Origin of the sequence: Bradyrhizobium septentrionale (assembly GCF_011516645.4) — a bacterium.
GTDB classification, from domain to species: domain Bacteria; phylum Pseudomonadota; class Alphaproteobacteria; order Rhizobiales; family Xanthobacteraceae; genus Bradyrhizobium; species Bradyrhizobium septentrionale.
In genome coordinates this window covers 6,628,939-6,644,270 of record NZ_CP088285.1, presented here as the reverse complement: position 1 = coordinate 6,644,270, position 15,332 = coordinate 6,628,939, and the positions used below count along the sequence as shown (strand labels likewise).

The following is a 15,332-nucleotide window of genomic DNA, read 5'->3' as shown; positions in this document are numbered from 1 at the left end:
TTCCCGAAGATTTATCGAACAGATGCACGCGCTCGAGATCGATTCCTACGTCGAAGGGCCGATCCGGCTCTGCGGTGGGTACCGACCGGCACTTGCGCGGTGAATGGAAAGTCGCTGACGGCGCCAATCACCAGCGTGTGCGGCCCTAACGGCTCCACATCCTTCACGATCATGCGGATTGTGCTGCCGGCCGGAGAGCCCTGCGGGAGGACGTGGTCCGGCCGCACGCCGAGCACGACCGGCTTCCCGATGCTCCCCGCATAGGCAGCCTCGCGTGATTTCGGCAATCTCAACGCTGTTCCCGATGGCTCGGTGAAGAGCAGCGCACCGTCGCGCGCGGCGATCTTGCCATGAATGAAATTCATGCTGGGTGCGCCGATAAAGCCCGCGACAAAAAGATTGCTCGGCTTCTCGTAGAGCGTGATCGGGTCAGCCGCCTGCTCGATCCGGCCGCGGTTCATCACGACGACACGATCGGCCATGGTCATGGCTTCGACCTGGTCATGGGTCACATAGACGATGGTCTTGGCGAGCCGGCGATGCAGCGCCTTGATCTCGGTCCGCATCTCGATCCGAAGTTTGGCATCGAGATTCGACAGCGGCTCGTCGAACAGAAAGACATCGGGGCTGCGCACGATGGCGCGGCCGATCGCCACGCGCTGGCGTTGACCACCCGAGAGCTGCTTGGGTCGCCGGTCAAGATACTGCTCGAGGTCGAGCACCCGCGCCACATCCTTGACCGCCTTCTCGATGCTGGCGCGCGGTTCGCCCCGCACCTTCATGCCATAGGCGATATTCTCGCCGACAGACATATGCGGATAGAGCGCGTAGTTCTGAAACACCATCGCGCAATTGCGCAACCCCGGGCGCAACTGCGTGACGTCGCGGTTTCCGATGCGGATGGTTCCGCTGGTGACGGTCTCCAGTCCCGCAATCATCCGCAAGGTCGTCGTCTTGCCGCAGCCGGACGGGCCGACGAGTACGACAAACTCCTTGTCGGCCACGTTGAGATCAAGCCCTTCGATAATCTTGTAGGGCCCGTATGCCTTGCTGACGTTCTCGATCTCGACGTACGCCATAAAGTCCTGTTTCCGTCTCCGAAGATCATTGAAGTCCCGGATGACGATCACGCGTCATCCGGGACCATCTCAATGGCCTGCTAGTTCTTGCTAGTTCTTGGGCGGCAGACCCATCGCCGCGCGATAGGCGGCGAGCTGCTTGGCACGGCCGAACTCGTCGGTCAGCCGGTTCCATTCCTTCGCGATCGCGTCGAGCGCGGCTTTCGGCGTGGTCTGGCCTGCCAGCGCCTTGCCGAGCTCGATCTCCACGACCTCGGTGTAGGAGAAGTAGCCGGGCAGACGCATGTCGAGCGCGACGTTCTTGGCGTTGATGGAGTCGGACTGCGCGCCGAGATATTCCTTGGCCTCCTCCGGCGAGAATATCTTGCTCCAGAGCTGGAGATTGGCGGTGTGCGACTTGCGATAGGGATTGACGCCGCTGCCGCCGGTGATCGCCGCCTGGCCGGACACATCCGGGCTGGTCAGCGTCTTGACGAAGTCCCAGGCTGCCTGCTGGTTCTTGCCGGCTTTCGGCACCGCGATCTGCCAGCCGCCGAACGCCATGAACGGGCCCGGCACGACGTTCGGGAATTTGTCCCATGACTTGGTCTTGGCGTTCCAGATCTCGTCCGAACCGGGCAGCATCGCCGAGCCGACCTTGCCCGAGATCTTCGATTGCTTGGGATCGGCGGCGATGACGCCGGTGTCGCCCCAGCCGATCGACTCGGCCACCTGACCGCCGGCCACCGCCGCGTTCACCTCGCCGAACGAGAAGTTCAGCGCGTTGGGCGGGCCGAGCTTGGACGCGCGGATGTATTCCTCCAGTCCCTTCACCCAACCCGGATTGTTGATCTGCGCATCCATCGTCTCGGGATCGAAGAACATCGCGCCCGGATAGTTCGGATTGTTGGTGTAGGCCGCAGCATGGCTGAAGAAGAACCAGAACTGCTGGCCACCGCGGCGGAATGCCTCCGCCGTTCCCCACAATCCCTTGTCCGGGCGCTGGAAGAACTCGGCGATGTCGAGATACTGTTTCCAGGTCTTTGGCGGCGCGAGGTCATAGCCGTATTTGGCCTTGAACGCGTCCTTCTCCTTGGGATCGCTGAACAGATCGGTGCGATAGGTGTAGGTGTGGACATCGCCGTCCATCGACTGCGAATAGATCTTGCCTTCCCACACCATCAGGCGCTCGCGGTAGGCCGGCTCGATGTCATCCCAGTCCTTGCCGGACTGCATCTCTTTCGGCATCTCGCTGAGATAGGGCACGAAGTCCGGCAGCCAGGCCGGCGCGAAGCTGACGAGGTCGAACGTCGCGTCCGATGCCGTGAGCGAGGTCGCGATCTTCGGATAGAGCTCCGACCACGGAAACTCGACGACGTTGACCTTGCCGCAGGTCTTCTTCGCCCATTCGTCGGCGCCGAGCTTGAGCGCGGACGCGATATAGGGGCCGGTCTGCGACGCCACCGTCAGGGTGACGCCGGTATAGTCCGGGCTGCAGGCAGCGCTCGCCTCGCCCACGCCGCAGACTGTCGCCAGCGAAGTGGCAAGCATCAGGAACGTTCGTCGCAACATTATTTTGTCCTCCCTAGGTTTTCTTACTTGATAGCTCCGAGCAGCAGGCCCGACCGCATCATCCGGCTGAGCAGGCCTGCCATGATCATCATCGGAATGATGGCGACGAGCGCCGCCGCCGAGATCGCCCACCATTCGTCGCCGCGCTGGCTGTTCTGCCCCGCCACCAGGATCGGAAGCGTCTGCCATCGCGAATTGGTCAGGAACAGCGCAAACAGGAACTCGTTCCAGACAAAGGCCAGCGTGATCATGAACGTCGCGAGCAATCCGTTCATCGACATCGGCACGACGATGCCGACGAAGATGCGCCAGCTCGGCACGTTGTCGACCATCGCGGCTTCCTCGACCTCGATCGGGATCGCCTCGAAGAAATCGCGCATCAGCCAGACCACGATCGGAAGCGAGAAGGCGACGTAGCACAGCGTCAGGCCGATATAGCTGTCGATCAGCTGGAAGCCGAGCCGGCCGATCTCGCTGTAGAGCAGATAGAGTGCAAAGGCCGTGACGATTGGCGGGAACATGCGCTGGCTGACGAACCAGAACAGAATGTCCTCGTTGCCGAGGATCGGCCCGGGCAGCGGCAGGCGGTTGGCAATGATCGCAACGGCCAGCGCGATCGGGAATGCAAGCAGCAGCGCCTGCGGTCGGGTGAATCCAAAATTGTTGTTGAAGACGAGGTAACCGCCGAGTGCGAGCAGGAAGAAGGCAAGGCCTGCACCGAGCCGGACCCTGAATTCGAAGCGCACCAGCGCATAGGCGGCCATCGCGCCGATCGCGGTGGCGATCGCGGCCGCCGACAGGCCCACGATCGTCGAGTTCAGGAATGTCCGGAAGAACTCGCCGCGGATCCCCTGATAGAGGTCGATGAAGGGCTGCAGGGTCGGCGTGAAGTCGATGAACGGCAGATAGGTCGGCCCGCCGACCACGCCGGGCGGCGTCTTGAACGCGGTCACGACCACCCAGTAGAGCGGAAACACCGTGATCAGGCACCAGGCGAGAACACCTGCCGCAACCAGGCGGCGGCTCCATGGTGACAATCCGGTCAGGCCCTGCCCGCTCATCGGCGCTTCTCCAGATGCGGCCGGAGCAGCGCCAGATAGGTGACGCCGATGATCGTGATGGCGATCAGGAACAGGAAGCTGAGCGCCGATGTGTAGCCGAGATTGAACTTCTTGAAGCCCTCCTGATAGGCGAACAGCGTCAGGGTCTCGGTATCGACGCCAGGTCCGCCGCCCGTCATCACGAACACGGTGTCCATGATCTTGTAGCTCTCGATCAGGCGAATGAAGACGACCGCGGCCGAGATCGGCAGCAGCATCGGAAAGGTGATGCCCCAGAACTGCTGCCAGGCGCTGGCATTTTCGAGCTCGGCGGCCTCGTAGACGTCCTCCGGCAGCGTCTGCAGGCCGGCCAGCATCATCAGGATGATAAAGGGCGTCCACTGCCAGACCTCGACCGCGATGATGCAGGCCAGCGCCCAATGTCCATTGGTGAGGAACGGCAAATTGACCAGGCCGAACTTGCCCAAGAGCTGATTGAGCGGTCCCATGGTCGGGTTGAAGATCATGCGCGCGACCAGTGCGACCGCGACCGGCGCGAGCAGCATCGGCAGCAGCAACGCGACGCGAAACAGCCGTTCGCCCGGCACGCGCGCATTGAGGGCGAGCGCCACCCCAAATCCGATCGCATATTGCAGCCCGACGGCGATGAAGGCGATCAGCGTCGTGGTGAAGATCGCATTCCAGAACCGCGGCTCCTGGAGCAGCGCGATATAGTTGCCCAACCAGACCACCCGCGGCGGGATCGGTGGAATCAGGCGGTAGCTGAGGAAGCTGGTGGTCAGCGAATAGATCAGCGGAAAGATCGAGATCGCCAGCACGACGAGCACCGCCGGCCAGATGAAGACGTGCTTGATCGGATCATTCCGCATCATCGGAGGATCAGCCCTTCAGCAGCGCTTCGATCTCCGCACGCCGCGGCATCGCCGGCGCCGTCCCCGGTCGCGTCACCGAGATTCCCGCCGTGGCCGATCCGAAGCGCGCAGCCTCCAGCGGATCGACGCCATCCGCGAGCGCCGCCGCGAAGCCGCCGACGAAGGCGTCGCCCGCGCCGGTGGTCTCGACCACCTTGCCGGCGGCAAACGGCGGTACGTGCAACGAGCGGTCCCGTGCATGGAACAGGGCGCCACGCTCGCCAAGCGTGATCAACGCGGTCCCCGCCCCCTTGGCCAGCAGCGCGTCGCCAGCGCGGCGAGCGCCGTCGAGATCGCCCACCGCGATCCCGGTCAACGCTTCAGCCTCGGTCTCATTGGGGACGACATAGTCGCACAGCGCAAACAGGCTGTTGTCGAACTTGATCGCCGGCGCCGGATTGAACACCGTGATGCTGCCGGCCGCGCGCGCAATCTCAAGTCCCCTGATCGCCGCGTCGACCGGCTGCTCGAGCTGCGTCACGAAAACGCGGCTGTCGCGAATGGCGCCCGCCGCCGCGTCGATATCCGCTGGGCTGATACCGCCCGCAGCACCCGGCACCACGATGATCGCGTTATCGCCGCGCGTCTCGTGGACGTAAATGAACGCCGCGCCGGTCGGCGCTTCCGCCGTCCTGGCCACGCGCGGCCGGATTCCCTCGGCCTCCCAGGTCTTGATCGCAAGTTCGCCGAAGGCGTCGCTGCCGATCCTGGAGATGAAGGTCACGGCAGCGCCCGCACGCGCGGCCGCGACCGCCTGATTGGAGCCCTTGCCGCCGGGTCCCATCGCAAATCCTGACCCGGCGATCGTCTCGCCGATCGCCGGCATATTGCCCGCACGGAACGCGAGATCAACGACGAACACGCCAAGGACGGCGACGCCATTCCTGCTCATGGTGGTCATTCTCCGTCCGGCGCAATCACGCCCTTGCTGAACAGGAAGCAGCCATAGAAGCGGCGCTCCCCGGTTGCGATCACGCAATAGGCGGACTTGGCTTTCTCATAGAAGGCGTGACGCTCGACGCCGACCAGCGGCCAGGATCGGCCTTCCGCGCGATCGATCGCGGCCTGCACCTCGCGTTGTACGGGCGGCACCTCCTGCGGCTGGCCGACGATCTCCATCCGGATGGCCGCATCGTCGACGAAGGTATCGAGCGGCATGACGGAGAGAATGGCCTCGATCGCCCTCGCGGTGCTGACATTGTCGATACGCAGCAGCCGGCCGAAAACCGTCTGGCGCGCGATGGAATCGGCTGGAAAGTTGGTATCGCAAACGACGAGACGATCGCCGTGCCCCATCGCGCGCAGCGCGTAGAGCACATCGGCATTGAGCAATGGATCGATGCCCTTCAGCATGTTGCCTTCCCTCCTTGATCTTCGAAATCGTCCGAACGCTGACGGTCCGGATCGCTGTTGTCGCTACAGTGATCTGGTGACCCTAGTCACCATAGGGAATCCAGATGTTCTTCACCTGCACGGCGTGGCGCAGCAAGATCGGCCCTTCACATGCAGCCCTGTCGTACCAATCGAGCAACAGACCGTGATCGACGAGCGTGCGCTTGAGATTGCCGATCGACAGCCGTTCCGCCGCCGCCGAAGCCTCCTGCGATCCGAACGCCCAGAGCGCGTCAACATCATCGTGCTCGGCGAGGACCTTCACCAAACCGTCGCGGTCGCCCGTGACGATATTGACGACGCCCGCCGGCACGTCCGACGTCTCCAGGACCTGGTAGAAATCGGTCGCGGCGAGCGGATGCCGCTCGCTCGGCACGACGACGACGCGATTGCCCATTGCGATCAACGGCGCCACCAAACTGATGAAGCCGAGCAGCGGTGCCTCGTCCGGACAGGCCACGCCGACAACTCCGATCGGCTCATGCATCGCGAGCGCCACGCCGCGCAATGGCGGCGCGTGGATTGTTCCCTCGAATTTGTCGGCCCAGGCCCCATAGCTGAACAGCCGCTCGATGCTCGTGTTGACCTCGGCACGCGCCTTGGCGGCGGTTATGCCCGTCATGTCGGCGATGCGCCGGGCGAATTCGTCGCTGCGCGCGGACAGATTCTCAGCAAGGTAATAAAGAATTTGGGCGCGATTATGCGCCGTCGCCCGCGCCCAGGCTTCGGCGGCGCGCGCCGCGGCCACGGCATTGCGGATGTCCTTGCGGTTGCCCTCGCCGGCCTCGCCGAGATGCCTGCCCTTCGGCGAAAGCACCGTACGCGAATAATTGCCGTCGGGACGAACCTGCTTGCCGCCGACGAACAGTTTTGCCGTGCGGTCGATCGCCGGCACGCCAGACCCGCCACCATCGGCGGCAGGCGCCGGCGGCGGCAATGCCTTCGCGCGCGCCTTGCGGCCGCTCCAGGCCTTGGGCTTCAGATATTCGTACATGCCTTCGCGGCCGCCCTCGCGGCCAAAGCCCGACTCGCGGTAACCGCCAAAGCCGACGCTGGCATCGAACAAATTGGTCGCGTTGATCCAGACTACGCCGGCCAGGAGCTTCGGCGCGATATCCAGCGCCAGCCCGATGGTCTCGCTCCAGACGCTGGCGGCAAGCCCGTAGCGGGTGTTATTGGCGAGCATCACCGCCTCATCGGGCGTGCGGAACGTCATCGCCACCAGCACCGGCCCAAAAATCTCCTCGATCGCCACCGTCGAAGCCGGATGCACATTCCAGAGCAGGGTCGGCGGGTAGAAGCAGCCCTCCGCCGGCAGCGCGCCCGGCGCCTGATATTTCTCGGCGCCCTCCTTCACCCCGGTCTCGACCAGCGACTTGATCCGTTCGAGCTGCACGGGCGCGACCACCGCCCCCATGTCGATCGACTTGTCGAGCGGCGGGCCGACGCGAAGCGTCTCCATGCGCCGGATCAGCCGTCGGCGAAACGTCTCCGCGATACCTTCCTGCAGCAAGAGCCGCGAGCCGGCGCAGCAGACCTGCCCCTGGTTGAACCAGATCGCATCGACCACCCCCTCGACCGCGCCGTCGATGTCGGCGTCATCGAAGACGATGAAGGGCGATTTGCCGCCGAGCTCGAGGGTCAGCGACTTCGCGGTGCCCGCGGTCGACTGGCGGATCAGCCGGCCGACCTCGGTCGATCCGGTGAATGCGATCTTGTCGATGCCCGGGTTTTCGACAAGCAGCGCGCCGGTCGCGCCGTCACCGGTCACGACGTTCAGCACGCACGGCGGCAAACCGGCCTCCGCTGCAAGCTCGGCGAACAAAAGTGCCGTGAGCGAGGTAAACTCCGCGGGCTTGAGCACCACCGTATTGCCCGCGGCCAGCGCAGGCGCGATCTTCCACGCCAGCATCAGCAGCGGGAAATTCCAGGGAATGATCTGTCCGATCACGCCGATCGGCACCTGATCGGCGAATTCGCGCTCCTGCAGCTGGGCCCAGCCGGCGTGATACAGGAAATGGCGCGCGGCGAGCGGCACGTCGAGATCGCGGGTTTCCCTGATCGGCTTGCCGTTGTCGATCGCCTCCAGCACCGCGAACAACCGCGCGTGACGCTGCAGCATGCGCGCCAGTGCATAGAGATGGCGGGCGCGGCCGTGGCCGCCGAGCTTGGCCCAAAGTGGTTGCGCTGACCGCGCGGCGCCGACCGCAGCCTCGACATCGGCAGAAGCACCCTGAGCGATCTTCGCCAATGTCTTGCCGGTGGCCGGCTCGATCGTCGTGAGGTGCTTGCCGGATTGCGGCGCGACAAATTTGCCGCCGATGTAATGTCCGAAAGTCGCGTCGTGCCGCTTCAGCCAGGCGCGCGCCTCGCCGTCGGCCTCGGGCGCGGGACCATAGTCCATGGTCTCGTAGTATTGTGCGACACTCATGCTCAGCCCACGGGATGACGGTTGAAGGCCGAGTAGCGGCCGGTGACGTGATGCTCGAGCTGACGCTCGATGTCGGCGAGCAAGCTGGAGGCTCCGATGCGGAACAGATCCGGCTCGAGCCAGTCGCGGCCCAATTCCTCCTTCATCAGGAATTGATAGTTGAGCACGTCCTTGGCGGTCGAAATTCCCCCGGCCGGCTTGAAGCCGATCCTGTAGCCGGTGCGCTCCTGATACAGGCGGATCATCCGCAGCATTGCGAGCGTCACGGGCAGCGTCGCATTGACGCCTTCCTTCCCGGTGGAGGTCTTGATGAAATCCGCGCCGGCCATCATGCAGACCATGGAGGCCTTGGCGACGTTGCGCAATGTCTTGAGATCGCCGGTGGCCAGGATCGTCTTCAGATGCGCCTCGCCGCACGCGGCGCGAAAATCCCTGACCTCCATATAAAGTGCACGCCAATCGCCGGTCAGCACATGCTCGCGGGTGATGACGATGTCGATCTCCTGCGCGCCGTCGCGGACCGACGCCTCGATTTCCTTGAGCTTAATGTCGTGCGGCACAAGGCCAGCCGGAAATCCGGTCGAGACCGCGGCGACAGGGATGTCGGATCCATCGAGCGCCTCGACCGCCGTGGCGACGAAACGGTGATAGACGCAGATCGCGCCGGTGTGCAGGTCGCGCCCGGTAAAGCCGAGCGCCTCGAGCAGGTCGCTGCGCACCGGCGCCTTCGCCTTGGCACAAAGTCGCTTCACACGCTCCGCAGTGTCGTCGCCATTGAGCGTCGTCAGATCGATGCAGGTGATCGCCTTGAGCAGCCAGGCGGCCTGCGCGTCCTTCTTGACAGTACGCCGGCCCGGCAAGCTCGCCACGCGCCGCTCGGCGGCAGACAGATTGATCCTGATGTCGTCGACCCAATCCATCTCGAGCGGGCGGCCGCTGTTGCGCGCGACCGGATGGAGATCGCCATCGCCCTGCGCACGGGGCTGCACCGGCACGGCGGAAGGATTTGGCATGAGCACGCTCTGCACCATCGCAACGCCCGCGGTTCTAGCGAATCGAGCAGATCGGCAGATAGACTGAATGTGTCCATTGCAACATGGGATCCTCCCAGACCTTGCCCGCCGGAGCCGCAGCCCGCCGATGCATGACATCGTCAGACCGCGGATTGGCCGCCAGCCCTCGATGTTATTATTGTAACATATTGTCGTTGCTAAACTCACATCATTGTAAGATCATTGTCAACCGGATAAGCAAGCTCGGTGAGCAAAATGGCTGAAACACCGAACGCACGACCCAGCGAGACACGCGTTCAGCGCCTGCAGCGGCTGCGCCGCGCTGTCGAAAGCAGCGGCGCGCTGCATCTGAAGGATGCTGCGGAGTTGCTGAAGGTGTCCGAGATGACGGTGCGGCGCGACCTTGCTGGACCGGAAGCTGCGCTCGCCCTGCTCGGCGGCTATGTCGTGAACGCGGCGTCTCCGACCGGCATCAAGTACACGTTCGAGCAGGAGATCGATCAGCACACCCAGGACAAGCTGCTCGCCTGCCGCTCGGCAGCGGCATCGATCAAGGAAGGCGACACGATCTTCATCGACTGCGGCACCACGATGCAATCGCTGGCGGACTGCTTGCCCGAGGATATGCCGCTCTCGGTGATCTGCTATTCGATGAACGTGGCGACGATTGTCACGCGGCGACCGGCCACGCAGGTGATGCTGATGGGCGGCCTCTATCACCCGTCATCGCAGTCGTTCTCGTCCGACGACGGGCTGTCCTACCTGCGGCGGCTCGGGATCAACAAGGCGTTCATCTCCGCCGGCGGCCTGCACTGGACCCGCGGCTCGAGCTGCTCCAATTTTCACGAGGTCGCGATCAAGCAGGCCGCGATCGCCACCGCGATGGAAAGCATTCTGGTCGTCGATGCCAGCAAGCTCGGCAGCCTCAAGCCCGCCTTCTTCTCTGATGTCGGCGCGTTTTCGCGGATCATCGTCGGCGGCTCGGTGCCGTCAGACATGCGCAAGCACTTCCGCAGCCTTCCTGTCGAGTATGTGACGAGCGCAACCTGATCCGAACGGGGGCTGGCTCGTCCGGATCAGGCTGTCCACGATGCGCGGCCTCGCAAAACCGCGCATCGAAGCCAAAGCTCAGTTGCAGGCAGGCTTGGCCTTGTTGCAGGCATCCGTCAGTTCGGGCGGCGGCTCCTTCTTGAACACCGTCTTGTAGGATTCCAGCACGTTCGACTGCGTGACGGGCAGCGACTGCACGCCGATCCAGCCGGGCGTTTCCTTGCCGAGCAGCGCATTCATCATCGCCAGTGCCTCTGCGACGCCCTGATCATAAGGACGCTGCGAGCCGGTCGCCTTCAACGGACCGCCCTTGGCGATCTCGATCGCCGATTGCAGGCCGAGGTCAACGGTCGTGACCGGGATGTTGATGCTCTGAGCGCGCATCGAACTCAGCGTATCCAGCGCCGGCTGATCCCAGACCGCGAACAGGCCCTTGATATCAGGGTTGCCGGTAAGGAAGTCGCCGGCGATCTGCGAGACCTTCGGCGGGTCGGTGAAATCGACCTGCTTCAGCTTGATGTCCGGCCGGTTCGCCTTCATCCACTCGCGCACGCCCTTGGTGCGCTCGTTGGTGCTGAAATAGTCGACGCCGAAATTGACCAGCCCGATGGTGCCGCCCTGTGCAACGCAGGACGCAAGGATCTGGGCTGCGATCAGCCCGTTGCCCTGGCTGTCTGCCGAGACCATCGCGGCATATTCCTCGGGATGTTTCAGGCCGGTCGGGATGCTGTCCATCAACACCAGCTTGATGCCGGCCTTGGCGATCTTCTTGTAGGTCGGCGCGGTGGCGGTGAAATCGACCGGGATCGAGATGATGCCGTCCGGATGCTGCTGGATCGTATTCTCGATATCGGCGATCTGCTTATCGACCTGATATTCGGCGGAGGCGACGCCCGTCACCGTCACGCCGTATTTCTTCAGCGTGTCGGTGATGCCCTGAATCTGGAGTTGCGACCAGTCCAGGTTGACCGTCTGCATGGAGATGCCGACCTTGAAATGCTTCTCCTTGATCTTGGCAGCATCCGCGTCCGACAGTGCGAGCACCTCGGGCGAAGCGGCCTTCTCGCCATGCGGTCCCTGGCCGATGATCGATTTCGGTCCGAGCGTTGCGAGGTCAACACCCTTGACGCAGGTTGCAGGAACTTCGGCGCGGGCCGAGGGAGCGATCGAGATGGCCGTCGCAGCAATCAGCATGGCCAGCGGCACACTTTGTCGCAAGATTAGCTTCATTGTTTCCTCCCATTTTGGTCGCCGATTGACCGAGGGCCGGCGACCTTGCCCCTACCCGTGCAGCGCGATGATTCCGTGCCTCATGCGCCTGCGTTCGAACTCGACTAGCGTTTGGTGAAGGCCACCGCGGCCACGATGATTGCGCCCTTGATCACGAGCTGCATCGGCGAACTGACGCCGAGCAGCACGAGACCGTTGTTGAGCGTGCCGATGATCAGGCTGCCGAACAGCGTTCCCAGGATGTAGCCGCGCCCGCCGAACAGGCTGCATCCGCCGAGGATGACGGCTGCGATGACGTCGAGCTCCATGCCTTGCACGACATCGGGGCGCGCGGCATGCGAACGCGCGGACAGCACCAGCGCTGCAAGGCCGGCCAGCGTGCCGGTGAGAACAAAGGCCGCCGTCGTCACCCACTTGGTGTTGATGCCGGAATACAGAGCCGCGGTCGGGTTGCCGCCGACGGCGTAGATCCGCCGGCCGAACACGTTGTAGTGCAGCAGCAGGATGCCGACGATCATCGCCGCCAGCGTCCAGGCGATCGGTACGGGTATGCCGAGAAACGATCCCTCGCCGAAGATCGTAAAATAGGTCTCGTTGGTGATGATGACCGGCTTGGTGTTGGTGACCATCATCGCCAGTCCGCGCGCCATGCTCAGGGTGCCAAGCGTCACCAGGAAGGACGGGATCTGAAGCTGCGTGGTCAGGATGCCGTTGAGCAACCCGACCAGCGCGCCGGTGCCGAGCCCGGCGGCGGCGCCGACGATCCAGCTGTTGTTGATCTGGCTCATCGCCAGCGCAGCCGCCATCCCCGACAGGGCCAGCGTCGATGCCACCGACAGATCGATCTGGCGCGCGATGATGATGAAGGTCATGCCGACCGCAATGATCGACACCAGGGTCGTCTGCCGGCCGATATTCAGGAAATTCTCGACCGAAAGGAACCAGGGCGAGGACAGGCTGAACACGACCAGCAGGATCACGAAGGCGATGTAGAGCATGTAGGGCCGTTCGCCGCGCAGCAGATTCTGCAGCAGCTTGCGGCGGCGATCGGATCGCGTCGGCTGTGCGACGACGTTGGGGGCAGTCAGTTCGGTCATGCGGGCAACTCGTGCAATGCGGCTTTGTCAAGAACGCCTTGGCCGGACGCCTGGTACAGCTGGAGCAGATGGTGCAGCTCTTCGGCGTCGTCGATCTCGCCGCGCACAAGCGTGCGGGCGACGCAGCCGTCAACGATCACCGAGATGCGGTCGCAGAGCTCGATCAATTCGACCAGGTCGGACGACACGACCAGCACAGCGGTGCCGTCGCGGGCGGCGTGCCGGATCACGCCATAAATCTCCTCGCGCGCGCCGACGTCGACGCCGACGGTGGGTTCGTCCAGCAGCAAAACCCGCGGCCTCGGATCATTCCACTTGCCGAACACCACCTTCTGCTGATTGCCGCCGGAGAGCGTCCTGACCAGGCTCGACGCGCCCGGCGCCTTCACCGCAAGCCTGCCGATCGCGGTCTCCGCGCGCCTGGCCGCCGCGGCCTGCTGCATCCAGCCCCAGCGCGAGAAGTACGAAAGCCGCGACAGGGTGACGTTGCGCTCGATCGAATGGTCGAGCACCAGGCCCTGGACGTGGCGGTCCTCCGGCACCAGGGCTATTCCGCGGTCGATCGCATCCGCCGGGTTCTTTGGCAGCCAGCCGCGGCCGTCGATCTGCAAGGTGCCATGCTCGACGGGACGCAGCCCAAAGATCGTCTCGAGAATTTCGGTACGCCCGCTGCCGATCAATCCGGCCAGCCCGTGGATCTCGCCTTTCAGGATCGACAAGTCGACATCGCGCATCCGGTCGTTGGAGACATTCGACAGCGACAGAACCGGGGGCACCTCGAAGCCGCGGGCAGCTTGCGGCCCGGCCCTCGTCGTCACCGGCAACGCCCGATCGATGCCGACGATCGCATTGACCAGCCGCTTCATGTCGGTATCGGCGGTGACGAAGGTGCCGGCATTGGCGCCGTCGCGCAGCACGGTCACGCGCTGCGAGATCTCGAAGACTTCATTCAGCCGATGCGTCACATAGATCACGCCGACGCCGCGGCGCGTCACCTTGCCGATCGCCTCGAACAGGATGCGGACCTCGTCCGATGTCAGCGAGGACGTCGGCTCATCGAGACTCAGCAGCCGCACCTCGCCCATCAGCGCCTTCGCGATCTCCGTCATCTGGCGATAGGCAAACGGCAGCGAGCCGACGGTGGCCTTGATATCGAGGGGGATGCCAAGCTGCGTCAGGAACGCCTCGGCCTGTGCCATCAATTCGCGCTTCCTGACGAAGCCGAAACGGGTGCGTGGTTCACGACCGAGCAGCAGATTGTCGGCTACGCTCAAGGACTCAACAAGGCTGAGGTCCTGATAGACGACGGCGATCCCCGCCTCGCGCGACTTTGCCGGATTGTCGAATGCCGCCCGCCGGCCCGCAATCTCGATTGAGCCGCTGTCGAAGGCATGAACACCGCTGAGAATCTTGATCAGCGTGGATTTTCCGGCGCCGTTCTCGCCCAGCAGCGCATGCACCTCGCCGGCCCGCACCTCGAGGCTGACGTCGCGCAGCGCGCGCACGCCGCCAAAGCGCTTGTTGATGCCGTTGACCAGCACAAGCGGCGGCGTCGGTTGTGCTGCAACCGAACCAGACGGCTCCACCTTCTCCTCCCACTCCGCCCATCGCTGCTACGATGGTGACATCATGTTATTTTCCGAACTATTTATGTTATAATTCTACCATCCGGGTCGATTGTCAACGGATGGCTTCGCATTTGGACGGGGGTTTCAGCTCCGCAAGACGTGGGGCGCTCGTCGGAGACCCGATGACGCTTGGGGCTGAGGCCGCGCAATGGAGCAGAATCCCGGGCAGTGCCACGCGCGACGTCTTGCTTGCCGCACGTCGTGGATCATACGAGCCGAGCGGCTTGGCCTCACGGCGGACAGGCCCTCAGGGCAAGGCACATGGCCGGCGAGCGCTCGAGATGCCGGGTGTAGGTCACGTGATCGTCCCGGACCCGCCGAATCCAGATGTGCCGGATGAACGACTGCGCGGCCGCCACGTCCCGCCGGCACAACGACGGTGCAGGCCAAGTGTGCCCGACGCTGAGCGCGATATCGATCGCTACGAGGCACCACAACCGCGGGCTGCGATGAAAGCCGATCAGGTTCGGTCACCGCGTCGACGTCAAAGTTGTAGACTGCTTGCGGCTGGCGAGATCAGTTTCTCTGCCGTCGATCCCCTGCCCTTCGAGCTATTTTTCCGGACAGCCTGGCCGCGACCTGATCTCCTAGGTCAGCATCGAGATGATCGATTGCAGCTGATTGGACGCTGAGGTCACGAGTCCGTCGAACGAGGTCTGGCCGTGAGCGGCGGCTCTCAGGATGCATTCAGCAACGGCCGCCTTGAGACCGAAAACGGATTGATCCGCAGGTACGCTGGCCATGACCGTGTCCAATGCATCGCGCATGGTCTGGATCAGTTCGGCGCTGTACTTCATGGCTGTCCTCCGCAGCCCCAGAATAGGCCGAGTGCGCGAGGTCACCACTCACAAGGGCGCGATTCCAAATTGCCTTTTGTTAATGGACTGAC

Annotated in this window: 13 protein-coding genes; 1 reads left to right on the top strand and 12 read right to left on the bottom strand. The window is 63.8% G+C overall.

Translation table 11 applies throughout. From position 1 onward, the window contains the following. Positions 1 to 11: 11 nt before the first annotated feature. The 8 genes from HAP48_RS33215 to deoC all read right to left on the bottom strand — a co-directional run bounded on the left by HAP48_RS33215 (position 12) and on the right by deoC (position 9,345). A complete protein-coding gene (locus tag HAP48_RS33215) occupies positions 12 to 1,079 on the bottom strand; it encodes an ABC transporter ATP-binding protein (RefSeq protein ID WP_166204070.1) in 1,068 nt (355 codons plus the stop codon). Between the two features lie 90 nt (positions 1,080 to 1,169). Next, positions 1,170 to 2,630 (bottom strand): extracellular solute-binding protein, encoded by a 1,461-nt coding sequence (locus tag HAP48_RS33210; RefSeq protein WP_166204069.1) that lies wholly within the window; start codon positions 2,628 to 2,630, stop codon positions 1,170 to 1,172. 23 nt (positions 2,631 to 2,653) lie between these two features. Further along, the gene (locus HAP48_RS33205; protein ID WP_166204068.1) at positions 2,654 to 3,691 is read right to left on the bottom strand and encodes a carbohydrate ABC transporter permease; all 1,038 of its coding nucleotides are present in this window, start codon (positions 3,689 to 3,691) and stop codon (positions 2,654 to 2,656) included. Beyond that, entirely contained in the window at positions 3,688 to 4,563 is an 876-nt protein-coding gene (locus tag HAP48_RS33200) for a carbohydrate ABC transporter permease (protein ID WP_166204067.1), read from the bottom strand. The genes HAP48_RS33205 and HAP48_RS33200 overlap by 4 nt, the downstream gene beginning before the upstream one ends. Before the next feature lie 7 nt (positions 4,564 to 4,570). After that, a complete protein-coding gene (gene rbsK, locus HAP48_RS33195) occupies positions 4,571 to 5,494 on the bottom strand; it encodes a ribokinase (RefSeq protein ID WP_166204066.1) in 924 nt (307 codons plus the stop codon). Positions 5,495 to 5,499: 5 nt separating this feature from the next. Beyond that, complete coding sequence (locus HAP48_RS33190; RefSeq protein ID WP_166204065.1) at positions 5,500 to 5,955, bottom strand: RbsD/FucU family protein; 456 nt, start codon at positions 5,953 to 5,955, stop codon at positions 5,500 to 5,502. Between the two features lie 82 nt (positions 5,956 to 6,037). Then, entirely contained in the window at positions 6,038 to 8,425 is a 2,388-nt protein-coding gene (locus tag HAP48_RS33185; RefSeq protein ID WP_166204064.1) for an aldehyde dehydrogenase family protein, read from the bottom strand. 2 nt (positions 8,426 to 8,427) lie between these two features. Then, positions 8,428 to 9,345, bottom strand: coding sequence for a deoxyribose-phosphate aldolase (gene deoC, locus HAP48_RS33180; RefSeq protein ID WP_210292983.1), 918 nt, complete (start codon positions 9,343 to 9,345; stop codon positions 8,428 to 8,430). 348 nt (positions 9,346 to 9,693) lie between these two features. Between deoC and HAP48_RS33175 the strand changes: the two genes are divergently transcribed. Next, positions 9,694 to 10,488: a DeoR/GlpR family DNA-binding transcription regulator gene (locus HAP48_RS33175; protein ID WP_166204063.1), complete on the top strand. Its 795-nt coding sequence runs from the start codon at positions 9,694 to 9,696 to the stop codon at positions 10,486 to 10,488. Positions 10,489 to 10,566: 78 nt separating this feature from the next. Here the strand turns inward: HAP48_RS33175 and HAP48_RS33170 are convergent, their stop codons facing one another. The 4 genes from HAP48_RS33170 to HAP48_RS33155 form a co-directional block, all read right to left on the bottom strand. After that, positions 10,567 to 11,718, bottom strand: coding sequence for a substrate-binding domain-containing protein (locus HAP48_RS33170; protein ID WP_166204062.1), 1,152 nt, complete (start codon positions 11,716 to 11,718; stop codon positions 10,567 to 10,569). Between the two features lie 104 nt (positions 11,719 to 11,822). Then, entirely contained in the window at positions 11,823 to 12,815 is a 993-nt protein-coding gene (locus tag HAP48_RS33165) for an ABC transporter permease (RefSeq protein ID WP_166204061.1), read from the bottom strand. After that, a complete protein-coding gene (locus HAP48_RS33160) occupies positions 12,812 to 14,401 on the bottom strand; it encodes a sugar ABC transporter ATP-binding protein (protein ID WP_166204060.1) in 1,590 nt (529 codons plus the stop codon). Before HAP48_RS33160 ends, HAP48_RS33165 begins: the two co-directional genes overlap by 4 nt. Before the next feature lie 629 nt (positions 14,402 to 15,030). Beyond that, positions 15,031 to 15,240, bottom strand: coding sequence for a hypothetical protein (locus tag HAP48_RS33155; RefSeq protein WP_166204059.1), 210 nt, complete (start codon positions 15,238 to 15,240; stop codon positions 15,031 to 15,033). Positions 15,241 to 15,332: the final 92 nt, after the last annotated feature.